Origin of the sequence: Cohnella silvisoli (assembly GCF_021190915.1) — a bacterium.
In the GTDB taxonomy this organism is placed as follows: domain Bacteria; phylum Bacillota; class Bacilli; order Paenibacillales; family Paenibacillaceae; genus Cohnella; species Cohnella silvisoli.
Genome location: NZ_JAIOAP010000001.1, coordinates 468,748 through 484,102, shown reverse-complemented (window position 1 = coordinate 484,102; position 15,355 = coordinate 468,748). Strand labels below are relative to the sequence as shown.

The window sequence follows — 15,355 nt, the reverse complement described above, 5'->3', positions numbered from 1 at the left end:
TTAATTCCTACTCTCTACATCACTTTGGTTCAAGCTTTTGTACATTCTTCTTATAATTTCCTCAATATCGGGTTCATTTACCGAAAAATCTATTATTTTATGTAATTGTGCTAAATCAGACAGAAAACCGGCGGAATTTCTTCGATTTCTGTCATAAGTTATAATGGAACTTCTGCCCTCCTGTATGACCTCATCAGCACCGTTGAGCAACAAACGTTGCGGGTCCGGCAAGCCATCTTCCACTTCTACTATTAACTTGTTTTGTGAACCGAAACGATGCTTCAACATCTCCAAATTTCCATCAAACATGACTCGTCCCCGATCAATCACAATCACTCTCGAGCACAATTTCTCAATATCCGGCATGTCATGCGTGGTGAGAACCACCGTAGTGCCCGTCTCTTGGTTGGTTTGTTTAATAAAATTGCGAATGTTTTCTTTTACCACTGCATCCAGGCCGATGGTCGGTTCATCCAAATATAGAACATCAGGCTGATGAAGCAAGGCGGCGCACATCTCTGCACGCATCCTTTGACCCAAACTCAGTATCCGTACTGGCAAGTGATAAATATCAGACAAGGATATTAACTCTTCGAATACGCCCAATCTTTTGCGAAAGTCCGCCTCCGAGATTTTGTACATATATTTAAGAAGTTGAAAAGACTCCGATACCGGAATCTCCCACCATAGCTGCGATCGTTGTCCAAACAGAACCCCAATCCGCTTTGTATTTTCTATACGCTGCGTATGAGGGATCAAACCGCCAACTCGTATGGAGCCTGAAGTGGGTGTCAGAATACCAGCCAGCATCTTGATTGTGGTTGATTTGCCTGCGCCGTTAGGCCCCAGATAGCCGACAACTTCGCCCGGCTCGATCTTAAAAGAAATATTGTCTACCGCTTTTTTCTCATCGTATTCCCGGTAAACTAAATCACTTAAAGCTCCCAATATCCCTTCTCTATGTCTAGGACGGCGAAATGTTTTCACCAAATTCTCCACTTGTATCCCCACCACGGAACCTCCAATTAAGTTAGACGGTTTTTGTACAAATTTTTGATAATCTCCTCGATTTCAATCTGTTGCACAATCAAATCCTTTACCGTATAAGAAGAAAGAATATTAGAAATAATAGCGCTGGATGAAACCCTCCGATTATCGTAGACGATTTGAAGCGTTCGATCTTCCTGTTCGACAGACTTGACGCCGAGTTCATATATTTCACGAAAATCGTCTAGCTTACTGTCCATTTCCAGCGTCATCTTCTCTTCGCTTCCGAAGTCCCGTTTAAGCTGATCAAGCTTGCCGTCAAATAGGATATTCCCATGATCGATCACGATTACACGAGAACATAATTGTTCAATATCCACCATGTCGTGGGTAGTAAGAAGGATGGTCGTATGGTATTTCTCATTGATATCCCGAATCAAACTTCGGAACTTTTCCTTGACCACCACATCAAGACCGATAGTAGGTTCGTCAAGAAACACAATTCGTGGATTATGCAGCAACGCCGCGCACAGCTCTGCCCTCATTCGCTGGCCGAGACTTAATTGACGGACGGCAACGTTCATGTATTCATGCAGACCGAGGACTTCAGAGTATTTGAGCATATTCTCCTTAAATTGCTGTTGTGGAATCTTATACATATGCCGGGCCAAGTGGAGTGATTCCGATAAAGGAATGTCCCAGAAAAGCTGCGTCCGCTGTCCAAAAACAACACCGATCCGTTTCGCATTCTCCAGCCTATTCCCGTGAGGGATCCTTCCTTCCACTTCTACCAGCCCGGATGTCGGGGCTAATACGCCAACCAACATTTTAATCACGGTCGACTTCCCCGCACCGTTAGGTCCAATGAATGCGACTGCCTCACCTGATTCCACTTCGAAAGATACATTGTCCACTGCTGTCATTAATTTATGTTTTCTATTGACAAGGTCTTGCAAGCCCCCCCACTTACCCTCATGCCGTATCATTTGCTTATACTGTTTATGTAAGTTTTGTACTTTAATGATTGTTTGCTGTTCCATGATTACCATTCACCCGCTTACCTTAGAAATAATTTGATGGTACTTGGCTGGATAAGCGTCTTCTTCGTCTACTTCATCGGTCGAATCTCTAGGCATAAACAAATGATATTTAAAGACATCTTAAACTGTATAAATATATACTATATGTTTATATATACATTAATTTAAATGACTCAAATATGTCAATAAGTTTTAAGTAGTGTTACTGTTATGCTTTTTGTAACTTGACCATTATTGGAAGTTAATTCTGGCACATCTACATCGATGGGAAGCTTTGAAAAATACTGCGCTCACTCGTTTTTCTACTGGATGAGTAGGTTTCTCCGGCGGCAATATGAGAAAGTGGATATCGTCTTTATCGCGCACCATACAGAGGCGAAGGAAGTCACGGAGGAAGAGTTTTTGACCCGTGGCGAGGCGAGATTTATCAGGCTTTGAAGACTTTCTTTCGGAAACGGGAGGCGGTGGGTTAAGAAGTTAGAAAATTCATGAAACTTCATCAACTACCAAGAACCCCTCTAAGCACATATCGTTATGTGCTTAGAGGGGTTAACTTGATGCTAAGTTCATACGGACAGCCAATCCTTCTCTCTCTCAAGCTGCCATAAGCGCCAGTAGTAATACCCTTTGTTACGCAGCAGCTCGCTATGCTTTCCGCGTTCACTGACGGACCCATTCTGCAGGACGATAGTTCCATCCATACCATCCAAGCCCGCCAGGCTATGCGTGATCCACAGCACCGCGTTGTCTTTCGTCAGTTCATCCAGCTTGTTGATGAAGGCCCGTTCCGTCAGAGGATCCAGGCCAGTCGCCGGCTCATCGAACAGAATGGCTGGAGATTGGCACAGCAGTGCCCTTGCCAACGCAAGCCGCTGCTTCTCTCCACCTGACAATCGTGCACCCCATTCCCCGATCAAGGTATCGTACCCTTCCGGAAGAGCGTTTATCGTGTCGTCTATTAATGCGGCTTCGGCCGCAGCACGCAATTGCTTCTCTGCCGCATTCGGACACCCCAGCTTCAAGTTCGCCTCCACCGAAGCGTCGAACAGTTGGATATGCTGGGATACGACGGCGAATAATGAACGCACTTGCTCGTCGGGAAGCTCGCTGAGCTCCATCGCATCCGGCTCATCCTCTCCATAACGGAACGAGAGGTCCATGACCTGCAATTCCCATACTGAGTCCCACACGGGAAGTTCTCCGCTTTTTTTGAACCCTCTATAGCTTTGCCCGAAATCTCCGGCTTTCCGTGCTGTTCCGCTTCCGTATTTTCCGATAATTGAAAGAGTCGATCGGCGGAAGCCAACGTCTGGCTCCATTGCTGAAAAGCTGCGGGTAGCGGGGCAACCGCTTCAAAACAAGCTATGGTAATCATCACAAGCGCAGGTATGACGATGGCATTGAACTGCTCCGTCCCCGCTAGATACACGGAAGCCACTAGAACAAGCCACATGCTTAGATGGGTGGCAGCCAGCATTCCACCGCTCGACAAAGAACTAATCCGATTGTGCGCCTTGTGTACTTTATTTAACGTAGACTGAATTTGCTCTATTTTACTTAACTGATCACCGGTCCGCCCGAATAGGGTCAACTCCCTCATTCCCGCGATGAGTTCTGTCGTCTCCATGTAGATCTTCGCGCGTTAGTTAACCAAAGCCGTACCGTGTTTGCGACCTAACCGCCAGCTCACGAAAGGTTTCTGGAAAGGGCTTTTCACTTGTTACGATGTGCCCCACGTGCCTCGAACGAACAACGATCATGAGCGATTTTTCCGTCAAACGAAGACGAGACATTGTCGAATGACAGGCCGCCGCAGTTGGAATGATTACATCCTTCGCAGCGGTGAGTTTGTTGTTTTTGTAGACGATGCTCTCCGTCATCCCAACTTACTAGAGCGCCTGCGGCAAGTTAGCTACAGTTCGTTTACTCAAGAGAGATGCCGTTGGAACGATCGTCTTCAAGAAGGAACGAAGCGACGACGGTTTCGAAGAAGTCCAGAAAACTACCTTAAAGATATTGAAAACAAGGTCTGTAAGTTAATTGGTCAGTCGTAGTTTTTTTAAACTGTCAACGGGGGGGTCTAGGGTATACGCTTTGAGATTACAATCAGCAACACAATGGCGATCAACGAAAAGAGCACATTGCCTATCCAAGCTAGAGAGTCATCCGGCCATAACAATATTGTCATGGCAAAGCCTCCCCATGCATACGTAAGTAAAGCTCCAGCAACCAATGCGAACAAAAAGCTTCGCCGCTAATTCCTCTTGAGACCATCCCATCCTTTTTCTTTCCGTCTTTAACTTTTCTCCAAAAATCATATTTAAGCAGCAACCTTTCAGGAATATATACGTCATTATTTGCTGACCCCATGCCAAAAGTAAAGACCGCTGTAGTTGCAGAGTCCCGCAACCCCCAGTTGCCATCAATATCCCCTTGAGTAATCTCCGAGTGAGAGGAGCGAAACATATGCAACCGGCAACAGCAACACGCAAACGACTTCGAAGTTTGCCAAATGACCGAACGGCTGGACAGAAGTACATCGCCGTTGGCCAACTAATGTTTCTGACAACTTTTCATCACACACCTTAAGAAAATAGGGCAACCCAGTGAGGGTTGCCCTATAAGAAAATCATGCAGTTTCCAAATTTATTGTCCAGTATCTATCCTTAATCTTTCCAATGGTATCAAAAGATATATTTTTTCCCCTCGTTCAATTCCTACTCATAGGCTTTTATATGATTGCGGGGTTTTCTGTATGGCATTTCAACTTATTTCTTGTGATAACCGTTATTCCAACGTGCAACAACAGTAGGTATTACCCACAAAACGCCAAGCTCCCCTAAACCTTATAAGCCTTCATAGCCTTAACGATCTCCTTCATCGAAGGCCGCTTGCCATACATCAGCACGCCCACGCGGTAGATCTTGGCCGACAGCCAACCGATGCCGAGAATCGAAGCAAGCAGGATGACCAGCGATAATGCGATTTCCCACCAGGCCGGTTCGGATAAGCCAATCCTTAGGAACATGAGGAATGGCGAGAAGAACGGGATGTACTGGCATACCTGGATCAGGATGTGGTCGGGATGAGTCAACCCGAACATCGCGATGTAGAAGCCGACAAGCGTAAGCATCGTAATTGGCAGCACCGCTTGGCCGAGGTCTTCTGTCCGGCTGACGATGGAGCCGACGGCAGCGAACAGCGTCGCGTACAGGAAGAAGCCCGCCAGGTAGAAGAAGATTGCATAAACGACTAGCGTCGCGTCGATCGTGCTCAGATCAATGCCAAACTTAGCAAGCGAGTCTGCGTTCTGCGGCATCATCAGGTTGATAACCAAAGCTCCGATTAGTATGACGATCTGAAGCATCGCAACGATGAACGTTCCAAGAATTTTGCCCCACATCTGCTTCAGCGGAGATACGCTCGTCACGAGAATTTCCATGACGCGGGAGTTCTTCTCGGCCGTAATCTCGGTAGCGATCAATTGACCGCTGATCATGACACCCATGAACAGAAGGATAATCATTGCGTAAGTCAGGCCGATGGCCATGCCTTGCTCTTCCTCGGATTTCCCCTTCTCGTTCGAGAAGCTTACCTTCTGTGTATCCAGAGACACCGGAGTAGATAGCTGCTTCTTCTGTTCCTCGGTCATGCCCGCGTCCTTGATGATCCTATCGGTCTTAATCTTCTGAAGCGCTGCCGTTAGGGACGATGAAGTTCCGCCCGAGAACGCGCTCTTCGCGTTATAGGTCGCTTTAGGGAATCCGGTTTCCTTATCTTCAGCGAACGTCAGGTAACCTCCAATGTCTCCCTTTTCCAAAGCACCCTTCAGTTGCTCCTCCGAGCCTGCGATGGATACAAGCTTAACATCCGGCTTCGGAAGTTGGCCGTAGTAATCCTTCAGACCCTGAACGATCTGCGGCTGCTGCCCTTCAGCGTAACCGACTTTCGTTGCCTTATCCCCGCCGCCAAGCTTGTCGATCAGGTAAGGCAGATTTCCCGCAACCACGAGCAATACCGCCAAGATGATGGTCATAATGATAAAAGCTTTACTCCGTATTTTGTTGCGAATCGTAAACGCCATTACGGTCCATAGGCTGCTATTCATGATTCTCACCTACCGTCTTAATGAAGATTTCATTTAATGTCGGTTCCATGATCTCGAAGCGAGTGATCGGCCCTTGCGACAATGCATGCTGCAATATTCGCTGTCCCGCTTCCGGCGCGCTTACTTTCAGCTCATAACCGCCATGCTCGTGACGGAAAACTCCATTAACCCCGGCTACGGATTCCAATCCCGTAATGTCTCCATCGGACGCCACGACAACCCGCTCCTGAGGGAATTTCTTCTTAATGTCCTTAATCGATCCTTGCAGCACCGGATTCGACTTGTGCATGATCGTAATGTTGCGGCATAATTCTTCCACGTGCTCCATCCGATGGGTAGAAAACACGATGCTCGTGCCCGCGTCGCGAAGCTCTTTAACGGTCGTTTTCAGAAGCTCTACGTTAACGGGATCTAGCCCGCTAAACGCTTCGTCGAGAATTAGAATTTTCGGATTATGGATGACTGCTGCGATAAATTGGATTTTCTGCTGATTACCCTTGGACAGCTCTTCGACCTTCTTGTTGTAATATTCGGGTACCTGGAACTTCTCCAGCCATCGCTTTAAGTTCTGTTCGGCATCCTTGCGGGACATTCCGCGCAGCTGCGCCAAGTAAATGATTTGATCGCTCACTTTGATCTTCGGATACATGCCTCTTTCTTCAGGCAAATACCCCAGCATACGCAACTGCTCTTGTCCGTACGGCTTGCCCAAGTAACGAATGTCACCCTCATCCGGCAAAATAAGTCCCAATACCATGCGCATCGTCGTTGTTTTACCGGCGCCGTTGGCACCCAACAATCCGTAAATCTCGCCCTCCGACACCTCGAAACTGAGGCCGTTCACGGCCGTTTTGTCGCCATAGTTTTTAATAATGCGGTTTACTTTAAGAGAACTCATCTTCTAGCTTCCTCCTTTCGGATCAAACAGCTTAATATATCTTCCAGTTCCATGCGCTGAACAGCCAGCACCTGAAACCCGCAAGAACGACAGTAGGTTTCCCCTTGCTCCGGCTCGTCTACTTCCAGACGGTACAAGCCGGGTCCGGCTTCCGTTAACCCTTGCAAGCCGGGCGTTCGCTGCAGCAACTCTATGCTCGTCCCTACAGCCGGTTGCTGCTGCACGACTAAAGTTCTCCAGTCGTCCAGCAGGCGATCTTTCTCGTACATGCCAAGGATCCGGCCCCGATAGATAAACAAAATGTAGTCGGCCAACCGCCGAATTTCCTCCATGATATGGGTAGCGAGAATCAGCGTTCGATCACCCGGCTCCATGTAGCGTCGCAACTCTTCCAGCATCGTTTTCCAAGCAAAAGGGTCAAGCCCGGAAGAGGGTTCATCCAACAATAACAATTCGGGATCGTGCGCTAACGTGATGGAAAGCTCCACCTTGCGGCGCATCCCTTTGGACAGCTTGGATAATTTTACGCTGCCATCCACGTCAAAATGACGCAACAGCTTATAATAACGTTCAAAATCCCAGTTCGGATACCAATAGGATGAGAATTTCGCTTTCTCGTCGGCGGTCAGGTTGTTCTCATGAGAATGCGGATTCTCGGCAAGAAAACCGATCCGGGTTTTGTAGCTATCGCCTTGACCGCCATTCAAACGCGATCCTAGCACTTCGGCTTCACCCGCTTGTATCGGCTCCAGACCGAGAAGCGATCGGAACAAAGTGCTCTTGCCCGAGCCATTCGGTCCGACGATGGCCGTAACCATCCCTCGGGGAATATCGCATTGAAGCGGTCCTAGAACGAATTTGTCGTGCTGCAGCTTAACCCCGCGCAATGAAACGGCCGCTTCCGTATCCGTAGTAACCGTCATGTTAACCCCTCCTTTCCTTCTTCAGCTTTTCTCCGAATGATCTGTTGAAAAAGGGCCTCAAGCTCCGCCACCGTGCATTGCAGCTGCAATCCCGCCGCCACCGCTCGCTCGAGTTCCTCCGTTGCACGCTCAAGCCGATGTTCATCTCGCGCAATCGTATCGACTCCAGCGACGAAGGTACCCGTTCCTTGGCGGGTTCGGATCAGCCCTTCATTTTCCAAATCCTGATACACTCTCCGTACCGTTATCGCACTGCACTTCAGCGATACCGCCAGCTCCCGAATCGAAGGAAGCAGCGTACTTTCCTTTAACTGCCCGCTGAGAATGAGCCCGCGAAGCTGCACTTCAATCTGATGGTAGAGAGGTTCCGGACGTTGTTCGTCAATGCGAATCGGCAGCCACACAAGCTCACCTCACTTCTACGCGTTATGATCAGAAAGTTATCGATCTTGTTCTTATACGGTTTATCGTCGCTCTATAACTTAACCAAGATGCCACGACGGCCAGAATGCCTAACCCGATTATAAAGACGAATGCATGTCCTTCTTCCGTTGCCCTAAGCACTTCTTCAAACAAATGAATGCCTTGCCAAGTTAAGATCGCTGTCACGATTGCTGTAACTCCCATATACCCCGAGTATCCCAGAACATACCTTTTACCGCTGTATCCTAACTCCAATAGAACGTACATGGCATTAATGATGAATGAATAGCACATCCATATGAGGCCGTTTTCCAGCCATTCGACGGGCGACACCGCATCCCTAAGGTTAGGCGCTATCATGTATTGGAGGAATAGAAAGCAAATGCCTATAACCGGTAAAATAACGATCGTTTGCAGAAACCGAGCCTGTACGATAGAAGCGACGGGAATCGGCATCGTGCGCCAATGTGCCATACGTTTGGAGTAATAATCATCGCGCCACATCCCGAAGGCCGATTTATTCATTACCAAGCCGAAAACCGGAAACATCGTCAAGTAAATCCAATCGATAATCCCGTTTAAGACTTCCGGAACCTCTTTATTTTCCAGATTGCCATCAATGCTAAGGCTGATTACCGAACCCATATAAATCGCGAAAAGTAACGTAAAAATAATTCCGAACCGCTCCCGTTTCCACAAATAAACGCAAATATATTGAACGGCTTGTCGCTGAGTCATAGGGATTACCTCCCGTTTCAGTGTTCATGTGTGTATATCCATATACACACTATACAGGGTGATTGGCTTATCGTCAAGATGACAGGAATCTTATATTTTGTAGCGAATTAGTTAGGGAGCAACCAGGAGGAAAGATTCTCTATATTCCCGATGAAAGCGAGCTGACAGCATGAAACGTAAGCTGATATTGTTATCGTTCATTACGGCACTTCTAGTTTCCTTTGTCCTAACGATTAATCCTTGGCAAGCAACCGCCGCTTCGTCCGGAACGGATAGCGGACTTCCCGTTCGTACCGCACAGGAAGTTGCCGCCCAATGGAAGAAGCTGATGAAGACTACGGCGGATTACAGTCACCCTTTTATTACCGAGCCAGCTATATCTAAACCGTATACCCCGGGCTCCTTGCGCGCGGACTATATTCAAGACGGAGTAAACGCCGTTAATTTCTACCGATTCCTGAGCGGACTGCCGGATGATGTTGCTTCTACGGCTGCGTTGAACCTTCAAGCGCAATATGGCTCCGTGTTGCTGGCTTCTTTTGGCAGACTTAGCCATCATCCATCTCCGCAACCAGCGGATATGCCCAAGGATTTTTACGACAAAGGTTATAAATCCACTTCCCAAGCCAACATTTACTCATCTTACGGATTTGATGACCACATCGCAGCCCGTTCGATCGACGCTTATATGGAAGACTCCGATACGGATAACCTCGATTTAGTCGGTCATCGCCGTTGGATTCTGAACCCTCCGTTAAAGAATGTCGGGATCGGCCTTGCCGTCGGCGTAGAGGATTGGAAGTATTCCGCCCTTCAAGTGTTCGACAAAAGCCGGACGGAGAAGATCGACTATGAATATATTGCCTACCCCGCCCAGGGAGCGTTCCCGATCGAAGTATTCAAGTCCGGTTACGCTTGGTCGGTCAGTATTAATCCCGAGAAATATGCCAAGCCTGCTCTTAAACAAGTGAATGTTTCCGTGAAGCGAATTCGCGACAATAAAACCTGGAATTTGTCCTCCAAGAATAATCAGGTTACTGAAAAAGGGGCTTACTTCAACGTAGATAACAACTACTACGGTACGGGGCCTGCTATTATTTTCCGTCCGGACGGCGTTGACGAGTATCGTGCGGGAGATCGGTTTGAGGTGACGGTCTCGGGGCTTAAATCGATGGGCGGTACGGATAAAACCATCTCGTATACCGTCGATTTCATGAGTGCGGAGAAATATGCACCGTCTGCTAACGAGCAAGCTTCGGACACCGTGACCCATTTTACGGATATATCTAAATCGTGGGCTAAAACTTCGATAGAATGGGCAGTCAGTAAACAAATCGTTAGCGACGTCGATGGCCCCTTCAATCCGACAAACAGCGTCACTGAAGCCGAATTCTTGAAGATGTTCATCTCCGCGTTCGGCGGGGAGGTTGCTCCAGCCAAGACGGGGGAAAACTGGTCGGTCAGATATTATGACTATGCGAGCGAAAACGGCTATAATTTACAAGGAAGCCAAGACTCCAGTGCCAGAACGAAGCCTATCAGCCGATTATCCGTTGCGGAGATCATCACATCGGCAGCCGGTCTTCCCAATTCCGGCGATTCTGCCATCCAATACTTGCTGGACAACGGCTACTCTAAAGGGAAAACCTCCGCAACGGTGGTGGGATACGAAGGAGCCGCGGGTCTATCCCGCGCGGAAGCCGTGCAATTTATCAAAAATTTAACCGAATTGAACTACAGCACGTAATCGAGAGGAACGATACTTCTACATGAAACAAGGAAATAAGCCGCCCCGTCGCCATGGCGGGGCCTTAAACCGGAATCAAACGCCGCCGAAGCAATTCAAGGTAACGGAACAGGGCGAGCTGCTGCTATTTCTGTTGGATAAGCTCTCGCCTCAAGGCCGGAACTCCGTGAAATCAATGCTTGCCCACGGGCAAGTTTCAGTCGACGATCGCGTCGAGAAGCTTTATAATCATCCGTTGCGGCCCGAACAAGTCGTTACGGTGCGCAAAGACCGAACGACCGTTGCCCCGGTGTTGGTTGGACTTAAGATCCTGTATGAAGACGATGACCTTATCGTCGTTAACAAGGATGCCGGTCTGCTATCCATCGCGACGGAAAAGGAAACCGAGTTGACCGCTTACCGACAGCTTACTGCACATGTGCGGCTAGATAATCCCCAGAACCGGATCTTCGTCCTGCATCGCTTGGACCGGGAAACATCCGGCGTCATGATGTTCGCCAAAAGCGAAAAAGTCCAGCAGAAGATGCAGGACAGTTGGAAAGATATCGTGGAGGAACGCACTTATGTTGCTCTTGTCGAAGGCCTAGTCAAAAAAACCCAGGGTACGATCACTTCGTGGCTCAAAGAAACTTCGACTCTGAAGATGTACTCCAGCTTCACCCCGGGAGACGGCCAGCAAGCGATCACTCACTATAAAGTATTGCGGGCAAACCGGAACTACTCCCTGCTGGAGGTACAGCTCGAAACCGGCCGCAAAAACCAAATCCGCGTCCACATGCAGGACATCGGTCATCCCGTTGCAAGCGACAAAAAATACGGATCCAAAACCAAACCGTTCGCGCGTCTTGGCCTTCATGCCCGCGTTCTCGCTTTCGAGCATCCCACAACCGGCAAACTGATGCGGTTCGAGACGGACATTCCCAAGCAGTTCCTCAGCCAGTTCAAGGAAGAACCTAAGTAGGACAAGGGACGGGGCGGCTTTGCCGCCTTTTACTTAAACTTAAAAATAACAACCCCCGCGATCATGACTCCAATCCCGATCAGCCGATTCGCGGATAGGGCAACCTTGTCTACCCCAAACCAGCCGAAGCTTTCCAAAGCCAGCGCCCCAAGGAGCTGCACGATCAGCATAATGGCAATGGCGTATGCCGGATTAAGCGCGGTCACGGATTTCATTGCCGTAAATACAATAACGACGCCCATGCATCCACCGAGCAAATATAACTTGTTCACCGATTGCAGCTTATGCAGGTTACCGTCTTTAACCATCCAGAAGATGATCAACGATACGATGAATCCCGACCCGTGAACGAGCGAATTCGTCAACCAGAAACCGGCTTTTTCGCTCAAGCGCACGTTAAATATACTCTGAATGCTTATGAATAAACCCGCCACTATCGCGTATAATGCACCCGCCATATGAACTAGCCCCATTTTCTAGCTGTACAAATTTCCGTTTGCCAGCTTCTTCAATTGGTTAATATCCTTAACGAACAACGACCCTCTTGATCTTTCCACCAAACCTGCCGCGGCGAACTGCGAGATCACCCGATTCAAGTGCCGATAGCTTGTCCCCAGCATTTCCGCGATTTCGGTCAACTTGGCTGTCTTGATCTCCTCGATCTGCGTTTGATCATTCTCATCCATCGTAATGGAAACCAAATAACTGGCGAACCGCGTCTCGACCGGATAAAGCAAATTCAAACTTGAAGCATTGGAAAACGTATGGAGCTTGTGCGCGAGATGCTTGATAATAAAACGGAGAAAAGCCGGATCGTTATAAGCCGTATCGACAAGCGCTTGCTGCTTAATGCCGATAAATAAAGTGTCGTTCACCGACTCCACCGAGCTTTTGACCGTTAATTCGCCGAGCATCTCCAAATCCCCGATCGTACTTAACGGATTGTAGAATCGGATCAGAATCGCTTTGCCGTTAGGCAGCACCTTATATATCTTGATTTTCCCCTTAACGAGCATGAATAGATGCTCCAACCGATCGCCGACCGAACAAACCATTTCCCCTTTATCGAAAGCAAACAGCTCCATCGCCGCTTCCGTTTTCTCATCGAATATACCGCTTAGCTGGTGCTCATCCATCAAGCTCCGCAAAGCTTTCGGATCATGGATTTTCCTCACATTAACCACTCCGTATGGAAAAAATCGGTGCTGACGTTCCGTCTGCTCTCATTGTAAAGGCATTATTCCCACTCTAAAAGGACATATGTCCTATTTAGCAAACAAGTTTGCCAATTCTGTATAAAGATTGTATCGTCGAATGAGAAGGTTTCCGAAAATAATATCGCATGAATAAGGAGTTTCTATCATGTCTAAAGCGGATAACATGCTCTCGATCTTGTGGCTGCTTAAAACAGGCAAACGAATGACCGCCAAGAAAATAGCGGAAGCCTTAGAAATTAATATACGCACCGTTTATCGGCATATCGATTCGTTATGCGCAAGCGGCGTACCGATCATCGCCGATTCCGGGCATAACGGCGGTTATAGCTTGCTGCGTACCTTCACCGAAGCCCCGTTGTTCTTCGACAACGACGAGCAGAAGGCGCTTGTGCATGCCTCGATCTTCGCGCTGGAAGCCGGTTATCCCTACGGCGAGCACCTAAATCGGGCGATCAACAAATTGAAACGATACACGAATCCCGAACAGCTTGATGAAATCAATCGCCACGAAATCGGCTTCGACGTCATTCACCCTCCTTCAGATGGCTCGCTTGAAGCCAGCCTTCAGCAACTAGAGCAATCCGTCGCGAGCAGCAGCACCGTGTCCATCGCCTATTTTAAAGGAAATACGACTCCATCAACGCAACGCCAAATCGATCCTTATGGACTCGTATTCTGGAAAAGCAAATGGTATATCGTCGCGTTCTGCCATCTCCGCCAAGATATTCGCAGCTTCCGCGTGGATCGAATTCAAGACATATCCGCTACGGAGGACCGATTCGAACGGCCAGCGGCCTTTTCCGCCCGCCAATATTTCCTAGATACGCTGCTGCCAGACGCCAACGATACAAAAAACCTCATATCCGTTCGGATACAAGGTAAAGAGGGAGCTATTCGGGACTTATCCGACCATTGGCTGTTCGGCCACCTCATCGTGGACCGCTCGGATACCGAAATTCATTTTATGGCGGAGGAGCATTATCTGTTGCACTATACGCCTTATATCCTTCTTGGCTACGGCACGTCCATTCGGGTATCGGAGCCTGTTGCTTTACAGCAGCGAATGCTGCAGGTAACTTCGAAAATGATGGAATACTATCAATCCGTCTATACTAGCTAACCCTTGCATAAGTCTTCATGATATTTGTGGAATAATAAAAGAACGGTAGAGTAATCGCACAATAGAGAATCGTTCTAAAAATATTTCGATAAATATCACTATTTATTGCGTTCTTATACTCCTCTATTGCGTAGCTGGACAAGAAATTATTCGCTAACAAATCCAGCACCAGCAAGCTTAGGTATACGATGAACATGCCTTTAACGACGACCGGGAACCACTTATGCTTCATAAAAAGTAAAACGATGCACAACACGGAAACGATCATTAACACTGGCATAATAATCGCGTCGAGGAGTACCAGGATAGCCCAAGGTATCGACACATCGAACATCATCGAGAAATTGCCGCCAGTAAAAAAAGTCAGGACCTGCCGTTTATAGTAGCCGAGAATGTTAATGGGGAAAAAGAGAAAGACGATAACGGATATAATCATAAAAGAAACGGGCCATTTCGGTTTGGAGTTATTAACTTGCGTCTCATTCATCTGTGGTTTCTCCTTTTAGTAGCTTTAACTTGTCAAAAAGCCGAAAATCACCCAAGTGAGAATTGATACCCACATGGGTGATTACAGTTTATTCTTTAAGAATTAAATAGTAACCATCTGAAAGTATTCTCGGCTGTATTCCTCGGCATATCGCTTCAAATCGTTGTTGAGAACAAATTCAGCATAGGCAAACGGCTCTTTTTCCTTTAGCCAGATCAGACGGGAACGCGCCGCTGCATGTGTATCCAGAGTTGCTTCGATCTCGGAGCAATTAAGGCGGCATGTTGCCCCATCCGCAAATACAACCGTCATGACGTCGCTACCTTCATTATTATGACACGCCCGAAGCTGCATTCGGAATCAACTCCTCGCGTTTGCTCATAACCTCAATGATCATGTTGGCGCCGAGCCTAAACCCATGAATAAAGGCGGCTTCGACATGTAAGCTATTCAAGCTCACACAAAGATCAGAATACTCCTCAAGCTCACGAAACATCTCGTCGCTCAGTTCTTTTCTCCATTTTTCCGTCATAGCGCCGATTTGTCGGCCTAACCGTCGATATTCAGGATGAGACGGCACAATTGTCTCATCGGGATGAAGCTGCCCACGGTACAGGGCTTCCAGAATCGATTCCATATTCATCCTCCCATAAATGTCATCGCATCGCTTGAATGAGATTCCTGCACATGGTAGGATATTTATGCA

The 15,355-nt window shown here is 47.9% G+C and carries 17 protein-coding genes and 1 pseudogene; 4 read left to right on the top strand and 14 right to left on the bottom strand.

From position 1 onward, the window contains the following. Together K7P76_RS02105 and K7P76_RS02100 are read right to left on the bottom strand one after the other, a co-directional pair. Entirely contained in the window at positions 1-1,011 is a 1,011-nt protein-coding gene (locus K7P76_RS02105; RefSeq protein WP_232182524.1) for an ABC transporter ATP-binding protein, read from the bottom strand. Between the two features lie 14 nt (positions 1,012-1,025). Beyond that, the gene (locus K7P76_RS02100; protein ID WP_232182522.1) at positions 1,026-2,027 is read right to left on the bottom strand and encodes an ABC transporter ATP-binding protein; all 1,002 of its coding nucleotides are present in this window, start codon (positions 2,025-2,027) and stop codon (positions 1,026-1,028) included. 252 nt (positions 2,028-2,279) lie between these two features. On the opposite strand from K7P76_RS02100, the pseudogene K7P76_RS02095 reads away from it, so the two are divergent. Beyond that, a pseudogene (locus K7P76_RS02095) lies at positions 2,280-2,447 on the top strand (DUF444 family protein); the annotation flags it as partial. A gap of 146 nt (positions 2,448-2,593) precedes the next feature. Here K7P76_RS02095 and K7P76_RS02090 read toward each other — a convergent pair. The 7 genes from K7P76_RS02090 to K7P76_RS02060 all read right to left on the bottom strand — a co-directional run bounded on the left by K7P76_RS02090 (position 2,594) and on the right by K7P76_RS02060 (position 9,117). Continuing rightward, positions 2,594-3,346 carry an ATP-binding cassette domain-containing protein gene (locus K7P76_RS02090; protein WP_232182514.1) on the bottom strand — a complete coding sequence of 251 codons (753 nt, stop codon included), beginning with the start codon at positions 3,344-3,346 and terminating at the stop codon, positions 2,594-2,596. 865 nt (positions 3,347-4,211) lie between these two features. After that, on the bottom strand, positions 4,212-4,493 hold the full coding sequence (locus K7P76_RS02085) for a hypothetical protein (protein WP_232182507.1): 282 nt from the start codon (positions 4,491-4,493) through the stop codon (positions 4,212-4,214). 373 nt (positions 4,494-4,866) lie between these two features. Continuing rightward, positions 4,867-6,135, bottom strand: coding sequence for an ABC transporter permease (locus K7P76_RS02080; protein WP_232182499.1), 1,269 nt, complete (start codon positions 6,133-6,135; stop codon positions 4,867-4,869). Further along, positions 6,128-7,033: an ABC transporter ATP-binding protein gene (locus K7P76_RS02075; RefSeq protein WP_232182498.1), complete on the bottom strand. Its 906-nt coding sequence runs from the start codon at positions 7,031-7,033 to the stop codon at positions 6,128-6,130. Before K7P76_RS02075 ends, K7P76_RS02080 begins: the two co-directional genes overlap by 8 nt. After that, entirely contained in the window at positions 7,030-7,956 is a 927-nt protein-coding gene (locus K7P76_RS02070; RefSeq protein ID WP_232182496.1) for an ABC transporter ATP-binding protein, read from the bottom strand. The genes K7P76_RS02075 and K7P76_RS02070 overlap by 4 nt, the downstream gene beginning before the upstream one ends. Further along, positions 7,953-8,360 (bottom strand): GntR family transcriptional regulator, encoded by a 408-nt coding sequence (locus K7P76_RS02065; RefSeq protein ID WP_232182494.1) that lies wholly within the window; start codon positions 8,358-8,360, stop codon positions 7,953-7,955. The genes K7P76_RS02070 and K7P76_RS02065 overlap by 4 nt, the downstream gene beginning before the upstream one ends. 28 nt (positions 8,361-8,388) lie before the next feature. Beyond that, positions 8,389-9,117, bottom strand: a complete 729-nt coding sequence (locus K7P76_RS02060; protein WP_232182480.1) for a hypothetical protein — start codon at positions 9,115-9,117, stop codon at positions 8,389-8,391. Between the two features lie 169 nt (positions 9,118-9,286). Here K7P76_RS02060 and K7P76_RS02055 point away from each other — a divergent pair, with 169 nt between their 5' ends. Both K7P76_RS02055 and K7P76_RS02050 read left to right on the top strand, forming a co-directional pair. Beyond that, on the top strand, positions 9,287-10,864 hold the full coding sequence (locus K7P76_RS02055; RefSeq protein ID WP_232182478.1) for an S-layer homology domain-containing protein: 1,578 nt from the start codon (positions 9,287-9,289) through the stop codon (positions 10,862-10,864). A gap of 22 nt (positions 10,865-10,886) precedes the next feature. After that, positions 10,887-11,825 (top strand): RluA family pseudouridine synthase, encoded by a 939-nt coding sequence (locus K7P76_RS02050; protein WP_232182476.1) that lies wholly within the window; start codon positions 10,887-10,889, stop codon positions 11,823-11,825. Between the two features lie 29 nt (positions 11,826-11,854). Here K7P76_RS02050 and K7P76_RS02045 read toward each other — a convergent pair whose 3' ends face one another. Together K7P76_RS02045 and K7P76_RS02040 are read right to left on the bottom strand one after the other, a co-directional pair. Beyond that, positions 11,855-12,283, bottom strand: coding sequence for a DMT family transporter (locus K7P76_RS02045; RefSeq protein WP_232182473.1), 429 nt, complete (start codon positions 12,281-12,283; stop codon positions 11,855-11,857). An 18-nt stretch (positions 12,284-12,301) separates the two neighbouring features. Further along, positions 12,302-13,000, bottom strand: coding sequence for a cyclic nucleotide-binding domain-containing protein (locus tag K7P76_RS02040; protein WP_232182466.1), 699 nt, complete (start codon positions 12,998-13,000; stop codon positions 12,302-12,304). A gap of 187 nt (positions 13,001-13,187) precedes the next feature. On the opposite strand from K7P76_RS02040, the gene K7P76_RS02035 reads away from it, so the two are divergent. Then, positions 13,188-14,162 (top strand): helix-turn-helix transcriptional regulator, encoded by a 975-nt coding sequence (locus K7P76_RS02035; RefSeq protein ID WP_232182465.1) that lies wholly within the window; start codon positions 13,188-13,190, stop codon positions 14,160-14,162. Here the strand turns inward: K7P76_RS02035 and K7P76_RS02030 are convergent. The 3 genes from K7P76_RS02030 to K7P76_RS02020 all read right to left on the bottom strand — a co-directional run bounded on the left by K7P76_RS02030 (position 14,155) and on the right by K7P76_RS02020 (position 15,286). Next, positions 14,155-14,649 carry a DUF2569 family protein gene (locus tag K7P76_RS02030; RefSeq protein ID WP_232182463.1) on the bottom strand — a complete coding sequence of 165 codons (495 nt, stop codon included), beginning with the start codon at positions 14,647-14,649 and terminating at the stop codon, positions 14,155-14,157. The two genes, K7P76_RS02035 and K7P76_RS02030, sit on opposite strands and share 8 nt — an antisense overlap. 102 nt (positions 14,650-14,751) lie before the next feature. Next, positions 14,752-15,003 (bottom strand): DUF6061 family protein, encoded by a 252-nt coding sequence (locus K7P76_RS02025; protein ID WP_232182461.1) that lies wholly within the window; start codon positions 15,001-15,003, stop codon positions 14,752-14,754. Then, positions 14,981-15,286 carry a DUF6809 family protein gene (locus K7P76_RS02020; RefSeq protein WP_232182454.1) on the bottom strand — a complete coding sequence of 102 codons (306 nt, stop codon included), beginning with the start codon at positions 15,284-15,286 and terminating at the stop codon, positions 14,981-14,983. Before K7P76_RS02020 ends, K7P76_RS02025 begins: the two co-directional genes overlap by 23 nt. Positions 15,287-15,355: the final 69 nt, after the last annotated feature.

What these genes read in the sequence shown, in the direction of transcription:
- K7P76_RS02045 (WP_232182473.1), bottom strand. Translation starts at nt 12,283, where the DNA reads ATGGCGGGTGCATTATACGCGATAGTGGCGGGTTTATTCATAAGCATT.
- K7P76_RS02090 (WP_232182514.1), bottom strand. Translation starts at nt 3,346, where the DNA reads ATGGAGCCAGACGTTGGCTTCCGCCGATCGACTCTTTCAATTATCGGA.
- K7P76_RS02050 (WP_232182476.1), top strand. Translation starts at nt 10,887, where the DNA reads ATGAAACAAGGAAATAAGCCGCCCCGTCGCCATGGCGGGGCCTTAAAC.
- K7P76_RS02100 (WP_232182522.1), bottom strand. Translation starts at nt 2,027, where the DNA reads ATGGAACAGCAAACAATCATTAAAGTACAAAACTTACATAAACAGTAT.
- K7P76_RS02080 (WP_232182499.1), bottom strand. Translation starts at nt 6,135, where the DNA reads ATGAATAGCAGCCTATGGACCGTAATGGCGTTTACGATTCGCAACAAA.
- K7P76_RS02030 (WP_232182463.1), bottom strand. Translation starts at nt 14,649, where the DNA reads ATGAATGAGACGCAAGTTAATAACTCCAAACCGAAATGGCCCGTTTCT.
- K7P76_RS02020 (WP_232182454.1), bottom strand. Translation starts at nt 15,286, where the DNA reads ATGGAATCGATTCTGGAAGCCCTGTACCGTGGGCAGCTTCATCCCGAT.
- K7P76_RS02055 (WP_232182478.1), top strand. Translation starts at nt 9,287, where the DNA reads ATGAAACGTAAGCTGATATTGTTATCGTTCATTACGGCACTTCTAGTT.
- K7P76_RS02075 (WP_232182498.1), bottom strand. Translation starts at nt 7,033, where the DNA reads ATGAGTTCTCTTAAAGTAAACCGCATTATTAAAAACTATGGCGACAAA.
- K7P76_RS02035 (WP_232182465.1), top strand. Translation starts at nt 13,188, where the DNA reads ATGTCTAAAGCGGATAACATGCTCTCGATCTTGTGGCTGCTTAAAACA.
- K7P76_RS02060 (WP_232182480.1), bottom strand. Translation starts at nt 9,117, where the DNA reads ATGACTCAGCGACAAGCCGTTCAATATATTTGCGTTTATTTGTGGAAA.
- K7P76_RS02070 (WP_232182496.1), bottom strand. Translation starts at nt 7,956, where the DNA reads ATGACGGTTACTACGGATACGGAAGCGGCCGTTTCATTGCGCGGGGTT.
- K7P76_RS02085 (WP_232182507.1), bottom strand. Translation starts at nt 4,493, where the DNA reads ATGTTTCGCTCCTCTCACTCGGAGATTACTCAAGGGGATATTGATGGC.
- K7P76_RS02025 (WP_232182461.1), bottom strand. Translation starts at nt 15,003, where the DNA reads ATGCAGCTTCGGGCGTGTCATAATAATGAAGGTAGCGACGTCATGACG.